Origin of the sequence: Thermocoleostomius sinensis A174, from assembly GCF_026802175.1 — a bacterium.
Taxonomy (GTDB): Bacteria; Cyanobacteriota; Cyanobacteriia; order Elainellales; family Elainellaceae; genus Thermocoleostomius; species Thermocoleostomius sinensis.
The window spans coordinates 4,540,023-4,558,188 of record NZ_CP113797.1; the positions used below are offsets into that span (position 1 = coordinate 4,540,023).

General features: G+C 48.8%; 16 protein-coding genes and 1 riboswitch. Of the genes, 8 read left to right on the forward strand and 8 right to left on the reverse strand.

The genetic code is table 11. The features are described from left to right. Window positions 1-7: 7 nt before the first annotated feature. Window positions 8-538, reverse strand: coding sequence for a hypothetical protein (locus OXH18_RS19600; protein ID WP_268609151.1), 531 nt, complete (start codon window positions 536-538; stop codon window positions 8-10). Between the two features lie 235 nt (window positions 539-773). Here OXH18_RS19600 and OXH18_RS19605 point away from each other — a divergent pair, with 235 nt between their 5' ends. The 6 genes from OXH18_RS19605 to OXH18_RS19630 all read left to right on the forward strand — a co-directional run bounded on the left by OXH18_RS19605 (window position 774) and on the right by OXH18_RS19630 (window position 7,553). Then, a complete protein-coding gene (locus OXH18_RS19605; RefSeq protein WP_268609152.1) occupies window positions 774-1,580 on the forward strand; it encodes an ABC transporter permease in 807 nt (268 codons plus the stop codon). Between the two features lie 63 nt (window positions 1,581-1,643). After that, the gene (locus tag OXH18_RS19610) at window positions 1,644-2,738 is read left to right on the forward strand and encodes an ABC transporter ATP-binding protein (protein ID WP_268609153.1); all 1,095 of its coding nucleotides are present in this window, start codon (window positions 1,644-1,646) and stop codon (window positions 2,736-2,738) included. A gap of 571 nt (window positions 2,739-3,309) precedes the next feature. Continuing rightward, window positions 3,310-3,693 (forward strand): hypothetical protein, encoded by a 384-nt coding sequence (locus OXH18_RS19615; protein ID WP_268609154.1) that lies wholly within the window; start codon window positions 3,310-3,312, stop codon window positions 3,691-3,693. A 139-nt stretch (window positions 3,694-3,832) separates the two neighbouring features. Continuing rightward, a complete protein-coding gene (locus tag OXH18_RS19620) occupies window positions 3,833-4,435 on the forward strand; it encodes a glutathione S-transferase family protein (protein ID WP_268609155.1) in 603 nt (200 codons plus the stop codon). A gap of 547 nt (window positions 4,436-4,982) precedes the next feature. Continuing rightward, window positions 4,983-6,692: an urease subunit alpha gene (gene ureC, locus OXH18_RS19625; RefSeq protein ID WP_268609156.1), complete on the forward strand. Its 1,710-nt coding sequence runs from the start codon at window positions 4,983-4,985 to the stop codon at window positions 6,690-6,692. A 105-nt stretch (window positions 6,693-6,797) separates the two neighbouring features. Further along, window positions 6,798-7,553, forward strand: a complete 756-nt coding sequence (locus OXH18_RS19630) for a lipoate--protein ligase family protein (RefSeq protein ID WP_268609157.1) — start codon at window positions 6,798-6,800, stop codon at window positions 7,551-7,553. 56 nt (window positions 7,554-7,609) lie between these two features. On the opposite strand, the gene OXH18_RS19635 is transcribed toward OXH18_RS19630, so the two are convergent. Next, window positions 7,610-8,947, reverse strand: coding sequence for an ArsB/NhaD family transporter (locus tag OXH18_RS19635; protein ID WP_268609158.1), 1,338 nt, complete (start codon window positions 8,945-8,947; stop codon window positions 7,610-7,612). A 248-nt stretch (window positions 8,948-9,195) separates the two neighbouring features. Further along, window positions 9,196-9,370, reverse strand: a riboswitch (cyclic di-AMP (ydaO/yuaA leader). 141 nt (window positions 9,371-9,511) lie between these two features. Between OXH18_RS19635 and OXH18_RS19640 the strand changes: the two genes are divergently transcribed. Beyond that, window positions 9,512-10,942 carry a cryptochrome/photolyase family protein gene (locus OXH18_RS19640; protein ID WP_268609159.1) on the forward strand — a complete coding sequence of 477 codons (1,431 nt, stop codon included), beginning with the start codon at window positions 9,512-9,514 and terminating at the stop codon, window positions 10,940-10,942. Here OXH18_RS19640 and OXH18_RS19645 read toward each other — a convergent pair whose 3' ends face one another. The 5 genes from OXH18_RS19645 to OXH18_RS19665 all read right to left on the reverse strand — a co-directional run bounded on the left by OXH18_RS19645 (window position 10,943) and on the right by OXH18_RS19665 (window position 15,717). Next, window positions 10,943-11,392 carry a hypothetical protein gene (locus OXH18_RS19645; protein ID WP_268609160.1) on the reverse strand — a complete coding sequence of 150 codons (450 nt, stop codon included), beginning with the start codon at window positions 11,390-11,392 and terminating at the stop codon, window positions 10,943-10,945. It lies immediately after the preceding gene. A gap of 184 nt (window positions 11,393-11,576) precedes the next feature. Then, on the reverse strand, window positions 11,577-13,694 hold the full coding sequence (locus tag OXH18_RS19650; RefSeq protein WP_268609161.1) for an FHA domain-containing protein: 2,118 nt from the start codon (window positions 13,692-13,694) through the stop codon (window positions 11,577-11,579). 420 nt (window positions 13,695-14,114) lie between these two features. Beyond that, window positions 14,115-14,648: an FHA domain-containing protein gene (locus OXH18_RS19655; RefSeq protein ID WP_268609162.1), complete on the reverse strand. Its 534-nt coding sequence runs from the start codon at window positions 14,646-14,648 to the stop codon at window positions 14,115-14,117. 110 nt (window positions 14,649-14,758) lie between these two features. Then, window positions 14,759-14,950: a hypothetical protein gene (locus tag OXH18_RS19660; protein WP_268609163.1), complete on the reverse strand. Its 192-nt coding sequence runs from the start codon at window positions 14,948-14,950 to the stop codon at window positions 14,759-14,761. A gap of 41 nt (window positions 14,951-14,991) precedes the next feature. Beyond that, window positions 14,992-15,717 (reverse strand): Bax inhibitor-1/YccA family protein, encoded by a 726-nt coding sequence (locus tag OXH18_RS19665; RefSeq protein WP_268609164.1) that lies wholly within the window; start codon window positions 15,715-15,717, stop codon window positions 14,992-14,994. A gap of 354 nt (window positions 15,718-16,071) precedes the next feature. Here OXH18_RS19665 and OXH18_RS19670 point away from each other — a divergent pair, with 354 nt between their 5' ends. Further along, a complete protein-coding gene (locus OXH18_RS19670) occupies window positions 16,072-16,857 on the forward strand; it encodes an RNA polymerase sigma factor SigF (protein ID WP_268609165.1) in 786 nt (261 codons plus the stop codon). A gap of 76 nt (window positions 16,858-16,933) precedes the next feature. Here OXH18_RS19670 and OXH18_RS19675 read toward each other — a convergent pair whose 3' ends face one another. Then, window positions 16,934-17,917: a CHAD domain-containing protein gene (locus OXH18_RS19675; protein WP_268609166.1), complete on the reverse strand. Its 984-nt coding sequence runs from the start codon at window positions 17,915-17,917 to the stop codon at window positions 16,934-16,936. Between the last annotated feature and the right edge of the window lie 249 nt (window positions 17,918-18,166).

Sequence of the window (18,166 nt, forward strand, 5' to 3'; positions counted from 1 at the left end):
TATAGGGTTAACTGCCCCCAAACGTGCGTTGTCCTGCGGGCGGAAACCGCTCTGGCCAAGTTTCTGGGTCTGTCACTGTATAGCGAATGGGATTTTCACAGCTTGCAACGTTTTGATTATTCGCACATGCCCAACTACCCGGTTCTAGGGGAACTCTCAATCTCGGTGGTTCGCTGTACTCGGGACCAGGATTGTTCTCACTCGCCCAGCTTTCAGACACATTCCGTTTTGGATTTTCGCAAACCGGGTTAGGATTGTTCTCACAGGCAAAGGAACCAGGCTCAGGGGGCGGTTCTACAGACGTTCCCGTTGGTACTGGGGCGGGCGCTGGAGCGGCATCGGGGGAGATTCCAGGTGTTACCTCTTCAGGAGCAGGCATTGTTTCTTCAGGAGCAGGGTCTACCTCTTCTGGCAGTGGCTCGCCGGTGGCTTGTGCTATTGCCGACGTTGGTGCGGTGCCAATTGAGACCAAACTAGCGCTTAAAATACCCGCTGAAACGAGAAAAGCTTTGGAAAGGATAGATAGATTAAACGTCATAAATACCTCTAAATGGAGGATTAAATGCAGAAATTTATTGTTTTAGAGCGTAGACCATTCAAAAGCTTCCTCTATCCTGCTAAAGATAGAAGTTAGTCGCGTTTGCCCAAGTTGATAGGGTTTGACGTTCGCTTGCAACCGCCTATCCTACGCAAATGACACTGCACCAAGTGACCCGTCATCCCGCAGGATCAGAAGTAGACCGATCGACCAATCGATAGGAGTTATTCACCGTGTGAGTAATGTTGTACAGACAAACCCTTCAACCTCTTCAAAGCCTTGGCTATTGATTGGTTGGTCAGTGGCAGTGTATGCCTTTTTATATCTGCCGATCGCCGTACTAGTGCTGATGAGTTTCAACCAGTCTGCTATTTTGTCGTTACCCTTCAAAGGCATAACACTGGATTGGTACAGCCTGACGCTTCGCGATCGATCGATTCAGCAAGCCTTGATCAATTCCTTGAAAGTAGCCAGCAGTGCCACCATTGTTGCCACGCTGTTTGGGCTATTGGCAGCCTTTGCCATCTATCGCTATCAATTTTTTGGTAAAAATGCCTTTCGCATTGCCTTGAATTTACCAATTTTGTTGCCCGGAGTTGTAACAGGCGTGGCGATGCTGGCCTACTTTTCTGATTTAGGATTGGAGTTATCTCTAGCAACGGTGATTTTGGGTCATGCTGTGTTTGGTATCCCGGTTGCTTTAGGTCCGATTCTGACTCGCCTCGCTCAATTTCCCCGCAGCTTGGAAGAAGCTGCCTATGATTTGGGTGCAACCCCTAGCCAAGTGTTTCGAGATGTAATTTTTCCTTACATCCGTAGCGCTGTGGTGTCGGGGGCCCTGTTGGCGTTTACGTTGTCGTTTGATGAAGTGGTCGTAACAATTTTCCTCACTGGTCGGGACAATACGTTACCAATGGAAATCTGGGGGCGGTTACGCACCGACATCACCCCTGAAATTGCTGCTGTTGCCGCGTTGGTGCTAATTGCCAGTGGCGCGATCGTCGGTTTAAGTCAATGGACAAACAGAACGGCTGAAGGATGAGGAATGAGAACACTCTAGATACAGATCAAGGTGATTGTGCACGTAAAGACGAGGAATAGGGGGATGAAAGAAACGAGCATTGTGTATTTGGATCAGGTCAGCAAAATTTATCCCTCAACCAATGGTGATGTCTATGCTGTGCGGGATGTGACGATCGATGTGCAGCCTGGAGAGTTCTATTCGCTGCTGGGATCAAGTGGCTCTGGAAAAACGACGACACTGCGGTTAATTGGCGGGTTTGAAATTCCTGAATACGGTCGGGTTCATATTAGTGGAGATGAAGTGACGACCTTGCCACCCTATCGCCGCAATGTGCATACGGTGTTCCAAAACTATGCGCTGTTTCCACACATGAGCGTGTTTCAAAATATTGCCTATTCGTTGACTTTGGCTAAGGTTCCGCGTGAGGAAATTGGGGCACGGGTAGCAGAAGCATTGCGCATGTTTCGTATTGAAAATTTGGGCGATCGGCGTCCGGCTCAACTTTCGGGAGGACAACAACAACGGGTGGCGCTAGCGCGGGCGTTGATCAATCGTCCCAAGGTGCTGCTATTGGATGAACCACTCTCGGCGCTAGATGCCAAAATTCGTGATGAGGTGCGGCAAGAATTGCGCCAGTTGCAAAAACAAATTGATCTTACGTTCATCTATGTGACGCATGATCAAGAAGAAGCCTTGGCGCTGAGCGATCGGATTGCGGTGATGCACAATGGCCGCGTAGAGCAAATTGGCACGCCCAAGCAGATTTACAATTATCCGGCCTCGCCGTTTGTGGCGCAGTTTATCGGTAAAGCTAATTTTTTAACGGGAAAGGTTGTGGATAATTCCTCAGAGGTGGTTCATGTGGACATGCAGGGCATGGTGATTCGAGCAATGGCTCCCAACGATCGCCCCATCGTGGGAGAGACGGTCACGGTAATGATTCGTCCAGAGCGTTTCAAACTGGGGAATCAGACTGCTGATAACCAAGTCGCTGATAACCAAGTTGTCGGAAAGCCTGTCCGCGTCACCTATGTAGGGCAACTGATAGAAGTTCAACTAGAAACGACGATCGGACTACTCACAGTGATGCAACTGAGTAATGATGGCATCAATGAAACCGAAGACCAACGGCTGACCTGGAATGCAATAGATGGTATTGTGATTCCGTCTATGTGATGGTTGGCTTAATCACTCACCCCTCCGACTTGCCAATAAAAATCGACCTGCGGCTTGCAAATCTCGGCGCAGCATTCGCCCTCCCTCATCCCCCAAACTCTTCTCTCAAGCGGGGAGCAGGGGGGGCAGATCGAAGTTCCTCGTCCATAGGGCAAGAGATTGAGGGTGAGGGCGCAAAGGGGACAGGTACACCGCTGCATCGAAGTAGTCAATCAATTATTACTCGCCTAGTTTAAATTTGCATATCACCCGAACAGTCAGTATTCTTACAAACGAAGTAACCAAGATGCTTTACTAGTAAAGCACTAGGTGCTTGTTCTAATTCGTTTGAGTGAATTCCCTGTGCTATGAACTCCATAGCACTCCATTAAACTATCAAGGTAGAGTGCATTCATTTATGGTAGAGATACTAAAAGCCCCAATACATGAGGACATATCCAAACAACATCCGATCGAGTTTGCTGAACCATCGTGTCCTTTGCAAACTCTAAACTTAAGCGCAGGAGAGTTATCCACTAATCGATGCACTTGTGTACGCTTAGATTGGGAAGATTTGCGCTGCTTTGAAGTAGTGAATCATCAATTTCAACAGTGGGAAGTAATGTTTGACAATGCGATCGCACTGCGTCCGTCTAATCCTGCTTATCCGGCATATTCCGGTGTCATGGTAATCATGGGAGCGCCCCAAGACGGCTGGATTGCAGCTACATTTCTGCGTCCGGTACAATTTGTCAGCAGCTTTGTTACTAGCTCACGGCGCACAATCCTTACCGCTTTTGATAAGCATCATAAACCCATTGCCCAAGTGGAAACGCCGGGTGCTAATTTAGCCCATGCTGATGCAGGACGTTCTCCTAATGTGCAGCTAAGTATCGCGATCCCTAATATTCACCGTGTCATGTTTCACACCTTCAATGGACATCTGACGCTGGATGATTTTTGTTTTGGATTTTAGTGAAATCGTTTGCTTTGCCGATCGATAATCTGTAATTCTCGTGACGATTCATTTTGTTCAACAGTGACATGAATTCATTGCATTGACAGCTTGATCGACTGTGGCATGATCAAACGGTTTCTAGTGCAAACACCGAGCGATGTACAAACTTTACGACTTTCTGCCATCGGGAAATGGTTACAAGGTGCGGTTGCTGTTGGCGCAATTGGGGATTGCCTTTGAGCGGATCGAGATTGATATTTTGCAGGGCGAATCTCGCACTCCGGAATTTTTAGAGAAAAATCCCAACGGTCGTATTCCCGTTTTGGAACTGGAACCGGGCGTGTATCTGTCTGAATCGAATGCCATTTTGGTTTATCTCGGTCAGGGCACAAACTTTTTGCCTATCGATCGTCTCGAGTATGCGCGTGTCATGCAGTGGATGTGTTTTGAGCAATATAGCCACGAGCCGTACATTGCCACCTCGCGGTTTTGGCTTCAGCACAATATGGCCAATCAGTACCGCAAGGAATTACTGCAAAAACAAGCTCCTGGCTATGCTGCATTAGGCGTGATGGAACAACGGTTAGTTAATCACCCATTTCTAGTGGCCGATCGCTATACTCTTGCTGATATTGCTCTCTATGCCTATACTCATGTGGCGGACGAAGGCGGATTTAGCTTAGAAAACTTTCCGGGCATTCGCGCCTGGATCGATCGGGTGCAAGCACAACCGCAGCATATTCCTATCACGCAAGAATAATTAGGCGATCGCTTTTGCTGTATTGCCCCTCTGTCTCCACAAAACAGTGTTAGTGTGGAAACCATCTCCGACTAAAACTCTAATGATTACCGTTGGGATCACCAAAGCAATTACAAATCTCACCCAGGCTCATGCAAAATTGGGTATTTCGCCTAGACAAACGAACCACTCGTAAGGGCGAATCGCGAATTGCCCTTACCCGATCTGCTCTCCCCATTATTGAAAACCGTGGGTTTTATTGATCTGCCCTACCAAGTCCGAGATGAAAAATGCGTTCGCTTTGAGATAGAAGATGGCAATGCCCAACTCGATGGATTATATTGATGCTCTGGTTATCCATGATCACGAATCTTAAAACGTCTGGTTAGCCCATAGCCGACCATCCTAAACTTTTCAGTGAATTCGGATGTCTTAGCTACTCTCTGTGGTACGCTCTGCTGATTAGATCATGGGTATGTGCAAGAATTGAGCACCTGGAGCGGGCGATCGCGGATTGCCCTGCCATAGAAGCGATACCCTAGGGATGATGTGTGATTGAGGGAGTGCTATGAGTTATAGGATGGATCGCCGAGCCTATGCCGAAACCTTTGGCCCCACCGTGGGCGATCGGGTGCGGTTAGCCGACACAAATTTGATCATTGAGGTGGAGCAAGACTACACCACTTATGGTGACGAGGTGAAATTTGGTGGTGGCAAGGTGATCCGAGATGGCATGGGGCAGTCGCCCATTTCCCGTGAAGGTGGAGCGGTGGATGTGGTGATTACCAATGCGCTGATCCTGGATTGGTGGGGGGTGGTCAAAGCCGATGTGGGGATCAAAAACGGCAAGATTTGTGGCATTGGTAAGGCGGGCAATCCGTATATTCAGGACAATGTGACGATCGTGATTGGCCCCGCCACAGAGGCGATCGCGGGTGAAGGCATGATCCTCACCGCAGGTGGCATTGATGCGCATATTCACATGATTTGTCCCCAGCAAATTGAAACGGCGATTGCGTCGGGGGTTACTACTATGATTGGCGGTGGTACAGGTCCCGCCACCGGAACTAACGCCACAACTTGTACACCAGGTGCGTGGAATATTCATCGCATGCTGCAAGCAGCCGATGCGTTTCCGGTCAACATTGGTTTTCTGGGTAAAGGCAACAGTGCGCAGGCGGTGGGACTAGAAGAACAGGTAGAAGCGGGGGTCATTGGACTCAAGTTGCACGAAGATTGGGGTACAACTCCAGCAGCGATCGATACCTGCCTCAGTGTGGCGGATGCATATGATATTCAAGTGGCAATTCACACCGATACCCTCAATGAATCGGGGTTTGTGGAAGATACGATCGCGGCTTTCAAACATCGCTGTATTCACACTTACCACACCGAAGGAGCCGGAGGTGGTCACGCACCTGACATCATCAAAGTTTGTGGTGAACTAAATGTCTTGCCCTCATCGACTAATCCTACTCGTCCCTACACGGTGAATACTCTGGAAGAACATTTGGATATGCTGATGGTCTGTCACCACCTCGATCGCGGTATTCCCGAAGATGTGGCCTTTGCTGAATCGCGCATTCGTCGAGAAACGATCGCCGCTGAAGATATCTTGCACGACTTAGGAGCCTTCAGCATGATTTCGTCAGATTCACAGGCTATGGGTCGGGTGGGAGAAGTGATTCTGCGCACCTGGCAAACGGCTCATAAAATGAAAGACCAGCGCGGCGCGTTGCCGGACGATAGCGATCGCCATGATAATCTACGGGCAAAACGCTACATCGCTAAATATACAATCAACCCGGCGATTACACACGGTATTGCTGACCATGTGGGGTCGATCGAAGTCGGTAAACTGGCGGATCTCTGCCTCTGGAAACCCGCCTTCTTTGGCGTTAAGCCGGAACTGGTAATTAAAGGTGGACTCATTGCCTGGGCCCAGATGGGCGATGCCAATGCCAGCATCCCCACCCCACAACCTGTCCATATGCGCCCGATGTTCGGCAGCTACAGCGGAGCCATGCACAGCACCTCGCTCACCTTTGTTTCAAAATCGGCTCTAAAAGCAGGGATTGCTGACAAGCTGAAGTTGCAAAAAAAAGTAGTGGCGGTGGGGGGAATTCGCAAAATTACCAAAAAAGACATGAAACTAAATGATTTGCTGCCACAAATTGAGGTGAATCCTGAAACCTATGAGGTGCGGGCAGATGGCGAACTGTTGACTTGTGAACCGGCAACGGTGTTGCCAATGGCACAGCGGTATTTCTTGTTTTAGGAGAGGCTTCACAATGTTTCGACTATGCCTCAAACTACCTCCCTAACCCTAGGAACCGAAGCTCTCGAAGTCCTCCAACGTTGAGGGATTTATGGAGGTACTCTCATGAATTATTCAATCTGGCGCTACATTCCCCCGATCGCGGCTTCTGGTGCTGTGCAAATGGCTGTGGATGTATGGTTGTTGGAACAACATCGCCAAGGCAACCATCCGCCTACTCTGCGGTTTTACACCTGGAAGCCGATCGCCCTTTCTTTAGGTCATCATCAGCGGCGCTATCCTGATGCTTGGCGAAACCTAAGCTGGCAAGGACAGCCGATCGAGTTGGTGCGGCGGCCCAGTGGCGGACGGGCAGTGTTGCATCAAGGCGAGCTTACCTATGCTGTGATCACGTCTGGCATTCCGGGGACGCGCCTGCAAGCCTATCGGCAGATTTGCCAATTTTTGATTCAGGGCTGGCGAGCGATTGGCATAGACCTGCATTACGGAGAGGCGGGGCGCGGCTATATTCACAACCCCAATTGCTTTGACACAGCCACCAGCGCGGATTTGGTGACAACAGACGGGATTAAGTTAATTGGCAGTGCCCAACTACGACGAGATACCGTCATTTTGCAGCATGGCTCCATGCAGCTTATGCCCGATCCGACTCTGTTTCGTCAGGTGTTTGGCGTAGAGATACAGCCGATCGCTCTGCCCAATCACTTGAAGCAAAATCTGCATCACCAGGTGATCCAAGCGCTACTAGATGCGGCTTGTACCTGCTTTGACATTCGGCTTGAAGCTCGACCGCTATCAGAAACCGAATGGGAGAGGATATGCTCGAGTGATTGTGTCAAGCAAGCATCTGCTTCGATCTAACTATCGATTTGCGTAACAGTAGAATGAAGGGAGCGATTGAGAAGATTTGCCGTACTTTATACCAAAAAACGTGCCAACACGTAGATTGCGGCGGCCATCAGTTGCATGATCATAACGGGAATCCCATAGTGTAAGAAGGTTTTGAAGGGGATGCGCCGACCGTGCAATTCAGAAATTCCTGCCGCTACAATATTAGACGATGCCCCAACTAATGTGCCGTTACCGCCCAGAGTTGCCCCAAACATCATGGCATAGAACAGCGGCATTACCTCGGGTGGAAAAGCTCCTTGATAGTCAGCTTGCAGAATTTCGTTACCAGCTAGGCCCACATTGACAATGTATTCTTTCAGTAATGGAACCATTGCCACCACCAGCGGAATATTGGGAATAACGCTAGACAATAACCCGACAAAAAACAGCAGCGCGATCGAGCCTAAGGCAATATTTTGACCCAACACGATCGTCAATAGACCAGACAAGCTGCTAATCACACCTGTTTTACCGAGTGCTCCAATTAACACAAACACACTCATGAAGAAGATCAACGTACTCCAGTCTACATCGCGCAAAATATTGTTGACCGTATCGATTTTGCTGTGATGGGCCAACAGCAGCGCAATGCCGGCTCCCATCAACGCGACAGCGGCCGGGGAAAGAGGAACTGGCAGTGTCTCACCAATAGCAAAGAACAAAAGCACAAAAAACATCAGCACGCCACCGGCTGCCAACACCCCTGGATGATTAATTTTGGGACGCGGCAAATGCTCTAGATCAGCAAGTTGTGTGTTCCAAATAGGGGAAAATAAGGCTGGCAGCAACAACACGATCGTCACGATCGCTACAACCCCGCCTAGGCTTAGACGCCCCAGGTAATCGAGAAAGGTGACATTTACGGCATCCCCTACAATGAAGGTGGCTGGATCGCCCACCAATGTCAAAAGTCCAGCGCTATTCGCCACAAACACCATCAAAATTAGCAATGGCACAAAATCTACGCCAATTTCTTGAGCAATGGGCGGCAACAGTGGAGCCAATAACATTACTGTGGTGGCATTGGGTAAAACGGCGCAAATCGGAGTTGTAATAGCTACGATCGCTAACAGCAGGCGTTTACCGCTGCCCTTAGCCAGCATCACCATTTGGGTTCCCAAATAATCAAAAATTTTAGTAGGTTCAAACGAGCGTACCAGCACCATGACTCCAAAAAATAGTGCCAAGGTAGCATAACTACTGCTGATATAGCCAATCGCCTCTCCTAGAGTAATCACGTTGGCAAACACTAGCAACAACGCACCCAGAAAGGCGGCAATCATCAGGTGAACCCATTCGGTCATCACCAAACCAATCACTCCAATAAAGGTGGCTGTTGCCACAATCGCTTGCCAATTTTCCACAGTCTTTCTCCACAATGGTTTGAGCAGTACAAACAATCGACAGAACAACACCCCTCGGCATGAAAGCGATTGCATCGGCGGAGTCAAGATACAACCGCACCACAGCGTTGAATTGGATAGAGCAATCAGAGCGATCAAGTCATCCTGTGCGTTGTACAGGCCGCAAGACCCGTGTTGTCCTTTCGCTCATATCCTTTGGTTGGGAAGCTGACGAGCGCACCGCATTTGATTGTGAAAATGCTGTCTCTTCAGTCCCTCTCGATGCCTACGGAGTTAGCTGACGGGCGAGGACTGAGAGGTGTCCTTCTTGGAAAGGTTAAAGTACTAAGGCTCAAGGCTAAAAGATTTGATTTATCCTTTGTCCTTCATCCTTTAAAAGATTTGCCCCGAATGTTGGTTCCTCCGCTTCAGCAGGTTCATGGATGGCTCTCAGTTAGTTCCTGCTGAATTAGGCTGACAATACAGTATTTGGTTTGATCCATCCTATCACCCGCTCTCGTGGTCGGCAATCTTCTACAATGGCAGCGAGTAGGCCGAATGAACGGACGTTGAGCGAAAAATGGCATGGCTGATCTAATTTTGTTTTGGCACCGTCGCGATTTGCGCATCTGTGACAATGTAGGGCTAGCCGCGGCTAGACAACACAGCACTAGGGTAGTGGGCGTGTTTTGCCTCGATCCTGGCATCTTAAAAGGGGATGATGTGGCAGCGGTTCGAGTGACTTATATGATGGGCAGCCTCCAAGCGCTTGCAGAAAACTATGCTCAGGTAGGCAGCCAGCTTTTGGTGTTGCAAGGATCGCCAGCCCAACAAATTCCAGCGTTGGCACAGACGTTACAAGCACAAGCGGTTTTTTGGAACAAGGATGTAGAACCCTATGCCAGAGACCGCGATCGCACGGTGGCAGATGCTCTGAAACAGGCAGGCATTGAAGTGCAAGCCTTTTGGGATCAATTACTTCACGCTCCTAGAGAAATATTAACGGGGACGGGTGCACCTTATACGGTATTCACTCCCTTTTGGCGCAATTGGCGCAGTCGGGGGAAATCGGCTCCTGCACCCAATTTAGAGAGTGCCGAGGGTTTGACGGAGGCTGAACAAGACCAAGCCAAACAGACAGGCTGCATTCCATTACCTTCGGCGAAGGACTTGGGGTTTGGGTGGGATAATGAGTTGCCCCTCTTACCTGGAACACAAGCGGCTCACGATCGCCTAGAAGAATTTTGTGACCAATCCATCGACGAATATCGAGAACGGCGGAACTTTCCGTCGGTGCGTGGTACGTCACAACTGAGCGCGGCGCTCAAATTTGGTACGATTGGCATCCGCAGTGTATGGGCAGCAACAGAAATGGCCCTGTCCGAGTGTCGTAGTGATGAAGCTCGCGATAACATTCATACCTGGCAACAAGAATTATGTTGGCGCGAATTTTATCAACATGCTATGTACTGCTTCCCAGAACTGGCGGAGGGGGCGTACCGCGATCCAATGAAGGATTTTCCCTTTATCAACAACCCAGAACACTTTCAAGCGTGGTGTGACGGTCAAACTGGGTATCCGATCGTTGATGCTGCCATGCGTCAGATGAATCAGATTGGCTGGATGCACAACCGCTGTCGGATGATTGTTGCCAGTTTTCTCACCAAAGATTTGATCACTGATTACCGTTTAGGTGAAAAGTATTTTGCACAACGGCTAATTGATTGGGATTTATCCGCTAACAACGGTGGTTGGCAATGGAGCGCTTCTAGTGGCATGGACCCAAAACCTCTGCGAATTTTTAATCCTGCTAGTCAGGCCCAAAAGTTTGATCCAGAAGGTGAATATATTCGCGAATGGGTTCCGGAATTGCGGAGTCTGGATACAGAACAATTGGTGACTGGGAAAATTTCTCAGGAGGAACGCGATCGCTGCAACTATCCTGTGCCGATTGTTGATCACAAACAACAACAGAACCGCTTCAAAGACCTGTATCAACAACAAAAAACCAAGTAATCAGTAAACCCTGCGCCATTTACCAATCCATTCACCGCCGCGAAACCGCCAGCGAGGAAACAGTAACCGCATAATTACCCAAGAAGCCAAATAAGTAGAGATCCATACAGCACCATAGTGTAGAACAAAGGTTCCTAGGTTAAAGTGGCTGCCATCAATGAATGGTAGCACGTTCAATCGGACCAAAATTGCCAGCAACACGCCCTCAGCAATGCCCGCTAGCAACTGAAATGCCCCTGGCCAGTCGTGATCCCACATAAACTTCTGCAAGAAGTTATAGAGAATGTCCCAAAGCAGCCCGAACAGAGCCACATAAAACAGCACCCAATAGTAGGATGTGCCAGGTTCTGTACCCAATAATCCTGATGCAAATTTCCAAGTTGTAATCAGTCCAATTGTAGCTAGAAGAAAGATGCGAGTTTGCCAACGGCCAAACAGTGTAGGGGTCATAGGTGTAAGGTTTTGGTGAATAGGTTTTAACGGGAAGTCGGTAATGGGTAAGCAATGATGGGTAATGGAACGAGAATTAATAATAAAAACGGAAGTGAGAGCAGACGATGCTACTTCTTGAATCGATCGATCAACAATCAACAATCAGCAATTATTAATTATCAATTACCAATTACTAACCCCTCTATGGCGATACATTCAACGCCCATTTACACCACTGCCACAGAGAACCAATGCCTTCTAAGTAGCGAATTTTAGGTGCTCTGGCAGCAGCGAGGGACTCGGCCGATCGATGGGCAGCATATTGCAATCCCAAGAAGGTATCGACAGGAGCATACGGCCCGCCCAATGTGATCACTCCTGCTGCATACATGCGTCCACGATTGTTGCGCATTTTCTTGATTTCAAAATCATTCTCAACGTGCAAGCGCATCTGTGGATTCAGGTCTAGGTTGTAGTGATCGATGAGATCGCGCAGTAGGGGATTCTCGCGTGGGTCTGACACCAACCCGGTACAGTCAATCACAAAATCAGCTTCGATGCGTTCGACCCCTTCATAGCCGCGACTCTTAATATAGGTAACAGGTTGCCCTTTCTCGTTTTGGTCTACTTTGTCAACCTGACCAAACTTGATGGTGTACCACCCTTCTTTTAAGCCTTCTTTGACGGTTTTGCGCCAATTTCCTCGGCTAGCGGTGGTCGTGCCACCCCAAGCTTCCAGTAACTCTCGTCGCCGCAATGGATCGGCTGATTCCAGCTTAGCCCGCATGTCTCCGCCCCAGGTTCCTTTGGGCCAGTTAAAGGGTTGAAATTCCCAGTGATTTTCCACAAACCGCTTGGCAAAGCCAAACCGATTACCAGATTTTGGCGTGCGGCTGAGATGAATGACCGAAATACGCGGATTCTCTTTACGCGCCTTATAAAGCCGATCCATTACCTGTGAACCAACAATACCAAAACCGCGTACAACCACAGTTCCACCAAATTTCTCTAGATGTTCGTATACATGATCATGGGGTTCATAACCATGTACTACGGTTTTTACATCTCCCGTTCGCTGCCGATATTCTTGTAAATCATTCAAGAGTTTAATAGCAGGATACCCCGTAGAAAGATGAATGTACTTGGCAATCAAAAATCGGTAATCAGACGATAGCAATTGAGGTGAGCCGGCAATGGGCGGTTTGGTCGCAGAATAGGCAATCACATAGCGTCCATCTTCGGTTTTGCGAATGCTGCGAACGCTGCCATATTGCACGACTCGATCCCAGCCAATTCGCTCGGCTTCGCGATCCATCGAGGTAAAAACATTGTCGGCGATCGGCGTATAGGTATCGGCAAACGCTGGTTCAGCAAATACTTGCCACAGATGGGAAAGAGCCGACGGAAACCGTGCTGAAAACACTTCTCGCCATGCCTCCCGCAGCGCATAGCCTGGCCAACCCCAGACGTTATCAGGACAGGAATCCGAACCCGATCGAATGCGCTTATAGCGAGGAATTTGGCAATTGCGCAGCAGCGCTTCATAGCGAGCATAGGGCTTTTCGGGACGCAACGTTAAGACTCGAATTTGATCAGATCGCACTCCGCAAATGCGAATCATATCTACCCAAACAAATGAACCCATGCCGCCACCGATCGCCGCATAATCAATTTCTTCGACTGGATAGCCTGTTGCATGAAGGGCATTGATCGACACATGCTCTGCTGCAAACACATCCGCTGGCGGAAATGGGCGGCGTGTAATACCAGGGGGACGGGTGGGGCGAACGGGCTGGGACTCCAGTTGATCGGTTTCTGGATCAAAAATTAACGTCGAGGAACTGAGGTTGGCGCTAACTGGTGGTTCTGCGGGCGCACCCGTTGAGCGTATTGCATCTTCGAGTTCATCGGCTGAAACAATGTCTGTTTGAGGACTGAAAACGATCGTCGATGAGGAACTCAACCGGGTTGCATTGGGGTCTTCGGCTTCCAGCATTTGGACTGTGATGTGATACGTGCCAATCCGAATCGTATCTCCCGGGTGTAAGGGGCGTCGTTCTCCCACAATTCGTTCATTATTGAGAACCGTCCCGTTGGTGCTGCGATCTTCCAAAATGGCTTGACCCGCTACTTCAAAGATCAATGCGTGATATCGCGAAATCTCATGATTTGTATCTAACAAAACGATGTGATGCACGGGTTGATCATCGAGAATGCGCGGCAGTTGTGCCAATTCACGCCCAAAGGCGATCGGCAACGGAGAAACTCGCTGCTGGGGTTCTTCGGTAACTGGATCATCCCAAGTCAGTTGCAGTTGCATAAACCCAAATCTCCTGTTATCAAGTACGAATGAACCAGAAAAAACTAATCAATGCTGGTTCTATTGGCTGTTAGTGGATGCAATCAGTAAACCCGATTGAAACCTAGGGATACCTCTGTTTGCCTACTTGCTCGAACGATCGCTTCCATCAAACTATGCAGCCATTGGTGATGCAGATGCTTGAAAAATGAATACGGAGGTGAATCCTACACAATTCCTGCCTTAGGCAAGGAAGTAGCTAACTAGTTGCTCATTGTCTCCGCACTAGCCTCCGTGGTTTAACCAACCGTTTAACCAACTATGTATTCTAAAAACTGCGCTCTTGAAAACTGGCTATCACTGATCGCTCGAGTTTGTCAAATAATTGACACTTGAAGCGTTACAATTCGATGCTTTTATTTACCATGTAGCCTCGTAGCCTCACACCTCAGCTACCGGATAAACGAGTGTTGCTCCTTGCATGACGTAGCCACAAATGTCGCAGTTTAATTTGTCATAGGTCAGCGGGTGATAGTGCGGAGTTCTGGGATTGCCGCATACTCGTTGATAGATAGGCACGGCAGGTGGTTCAACCGGGACTGGTTGTGTATCAATAGATTTCACCTGTAGCGCCATTCGACCCAACCGAATTTGGCTGCCTACGTGGAGTGGAACCTCTTCCATCACCACTTTTTGTCCATCTACAACCACGGGATTCGGACGTTTAGGTGGCTGACGATCGCGCGTTAAATTACGCAAATAGAATTGATGGTGCTCTGGGTTGAAGAAGATTTCAATGTGTAACCCAGAGACGGTTTTTTCAATGGTGGGATCAGGATGCTTGATGACCACATCACACATCGTCGCATCGCGTCCCACTCGAATCGTTCCGGGGTTTTTAGTCGATTGTTGCAATGAGACGGTTTGCGAAAGATGCTGATCCGCGGCTGCCCATTCAAGAGTTAACTGTTGCATGGCCACAAGGTTTGCGATCGGCTAGTAAATTTTTCTAGAAATGACTACAGCCATACGGATGATCATTTCGCATTTTGGATGCAAAAGAACGACGGGAGGTTACCTCCCAGTCACAGAGCATTAAGCATAAACTGCATCGTAACCTGCTGTTGTGAAGCGCTTGAGGAAGTGACTGCCGATCGCATTCCTCGTTCTAATTTATCTACTGGTCTATAGCCTAATCCGGATTGATGAAGAAATAAGCTGGTTGTGGGACAAAAAATAGGGCGACCACTCGATCGCCCTTTCACCATATCAGACATGCTAAACAGTCTGGTGAATTAACTAGTTGCTCGACCAAAGGCTAATCGCGGTTGAAGGCAATCAGCAACCGCAAGATAAACACAAACAAATTGATGTAAGTCAAATACATCGACAACGCGGCTGGAAGATACTGGTCATCTCGATAAACCCGTGGCAGCACATAAAAATCAACCACAGCGGCTCCGGCAAACAGCAATGTGCCCATGCCCGAAATAGCAATTTCTAGAAACGTGGGAGTGAACACCCCAAATAGCGCAAAGAGTAATTGCGCCACCAAAACCACCAGTAGCGCTATGATACCCAAGCGCACGGTTTGCGCCAGCGCCATGCCATCCTTGTCGGACAGATTTGAACCAATTTGCCGACCTAGGATAAAGGCAATGCCACAGCCGAGGGCTGCGACACCAATGCCCTGTAGCCCCACCCCCGACGTGTCTAGAGCTACGTAAACAATTCCACTGAGCGTATATCCAGACAACAGACTATAGGTTGCTAACAACGGCAGCGCTACGCTGTTGTTGCCTTTTTCAGCGATACCGCGAGCGACAAAGAATAGGACTAGCTGAAGGATTAACGCCCCAATGAAGGTGGGCATAAACAAGGCTGGATTTGCGTCGATGATCCGTACTCCAGCATAAGTACCTAGAGCAGTCAGAACGAGTCCGCCGCCCAAAAACGGTAACGCATTGGCAATTACGTTAGGTCCAACTAACGCTTGCCCTTGTGCTTGCCGAATCGCTTCTCGAAAATTACTCGTGTTGCTCATAAGCTTCCTTTGTTAAGGGTCATTACAAATGGCTATCGTTCACCGATCGCTATGGCTCAAGTCTAGCGTAGGTGTTGTTGAAGGCGTCATGGGCAAAGTGAACCACGACTGAATAACGAACTCAGCGACAGACTGGGGGCACCACCCTCCGAGCAGCTAATTCGTTGTGGGTTCTTCTAGTCCCATCGATAGTTTTCCCAGTGTTGACATCGATTAGCCTCTTCCACGTAGCACTCCCGTGTTTCTGCTGATACTTGCGTAGCCCTTGCTTTCCATTCCCGTAAAAAAACGATGGTTACAGCCGCCTCGATCTACAGAAAATGAGCCTAACCCTGGATACAAGGTAATTCTTCGATGACGGCTACTCAATCTTCTCTTCGATCGCACAGTCTGGAATTGTTAATCGCCTATCAACAATCACCGTCTGTTGCACTGCGCAACAAGTTGGTACGGCTCAACGCCGGTTTAGTCCGTAAAATTGCCCATCGTGTCAGCTATCAATGTGCCGAACCATACGAAGATCTAGAACAGATTGGTTATTTAGGTCTGATTCGAGCCATCGAGCGATTTGACCCCACCCAAGGGTGCGCCTTCAGTTCCTTCGCCGTCCCCTACATTCGCGGTGAAATGCTGCATTTTCTACGAGATCGGGGCAGTTCCATCAAAGTTCCCCGGCGTTGGCAAGATATGCAGAAAGAAGGGCAAAAAATTCGAGCCGAACTGGCAAAACAGTCCGGCCGTCCACCTCAAGACGATGAAATTGCTGCGCGTTTGGGCGTTTGTGTGCATGAATGGCGCGAAATTAAGATGGCCACTAAAAACCGACTGCCGCTGAGCTTAGATGCCACGGTTTGCCAGCAGGTTGATTCCACCATTACTCTTGGTGAAACTCTACCAGACGTGCATTATCAACATCTCCAGCGCTTAGAAGAAGATCGGCAGCAACTACAGCACGCCCTCAATCAACTGGAAAGCAAAACTAGAGCCGCGATCGAGTTTGTGTTCTTCAGCGACTTGTCCCGTAAGGAAGTTGCAGAGCGGATCGGCGTCAGTCCTATGACCGTAACCCGTCGTATTCAACGTGGTCTCGAACAAATGGTGGCATTTCTACAACCTCAGTCGTTGCAAACCGATCCCTGACGTGAAGTACAGATGTCTTTGTTGAGAACCCCTTCACGAATTCAATTAGTTGCAATACTGATTGCAGTTCAGAAAATTAGTTGGAATCTGCGGCGTTCGATTTCAGTAACTCTGGATGAACTCGAGTCGATCGACTGGTGGGCTGCAAGAGCAGTTCGTGCAAATGATAGCGGAAGCCCTCGTCCAAATAGGTTTGGCGCGTGTCTTCCCAATTTGCCAAGGCCTCTGCTTGTTGTTGCCGAATCTTTGCTTGTAACTCTGGCAGTGTGGATTTACGCCCCAGTTCCTCTGCTAGTAGTGCTTGCAGGATTTGAGTATCTTGGAATGTACCCAAATTGTCTTGAATTTGCTTAATGTCTTGCACCCAATTGTAGAACTCATCTCCATAGAAGGGCACAAAAAATTCGGTTTGGTAGCGCACATGCTTACAGAGTTTTCTGAGATCATGCAGTACCTCGGCATTTTCTTCAGAAATCTGGTCGGTCGGGATGAGCCAGCCAGGATGTAAACATAGCTCAGATAGCAAGGGGCTGAGCACATCCGGCAAGACTAACCCGATCGGCAGTTGCGCTACATCGGTAAATTTGGGGGTTTCAATCCAGTCTACATAGGACTTGTGGATGCGCTCAAACTCTCCATTTAGTACCGCTTTCATCCGAGCAAATGCAATTTTGCGGCGATTGATCAGCACCTTCAACACTTGCTCCAGCTTCTTTTGTTCTCGTTGGTTCAAACCTGGAAGATAGTCATCTTGAAGACTGGCTGTTTGCACATCCAGATCGCGGACTTCGCCGAGCACTCTAGCCAAATCGCGCAGTTGTTTAGCATTTGCAGACTTCGGTAAGCAAACAGCATTTTCAAATATCTGTAGCGCCGTTCGCAGCCGCCGCGTTCCTACCCGCATTTGGTGCAAGTGTTCTGTTTCCTTATCGGCTAAAACTCCCTTTTTTCGCTTCACAACCCGCTTAAATTGGTCCGTAATGACCTGCTGAGCAAACTCACCAAGCGTCAGAGTGTGTGGGTCTACTTTTGCAACTGCCCCTTTCTGTGTGCTTGCCATAGGCTTAAGTCGGAATATACAACCTGAAATTTCTAGCAATGGCTGTTTGCTAAACGAAGCAGAATAAGCAGGCTAACACAATCCTGCTGTGTGCTGTCGTGTCTCTGTGCAAACATTTGCTGAGTAAATAATCCTAACTCAGAATTGATTCAACTTGCATCCCCTGGGGGAGCTAACCCAACCGTTTCCCTATTGCTGATGGACTATTTCCCACTTTTAGCATCCAGTGTCGTCTACAAGACCTGACAA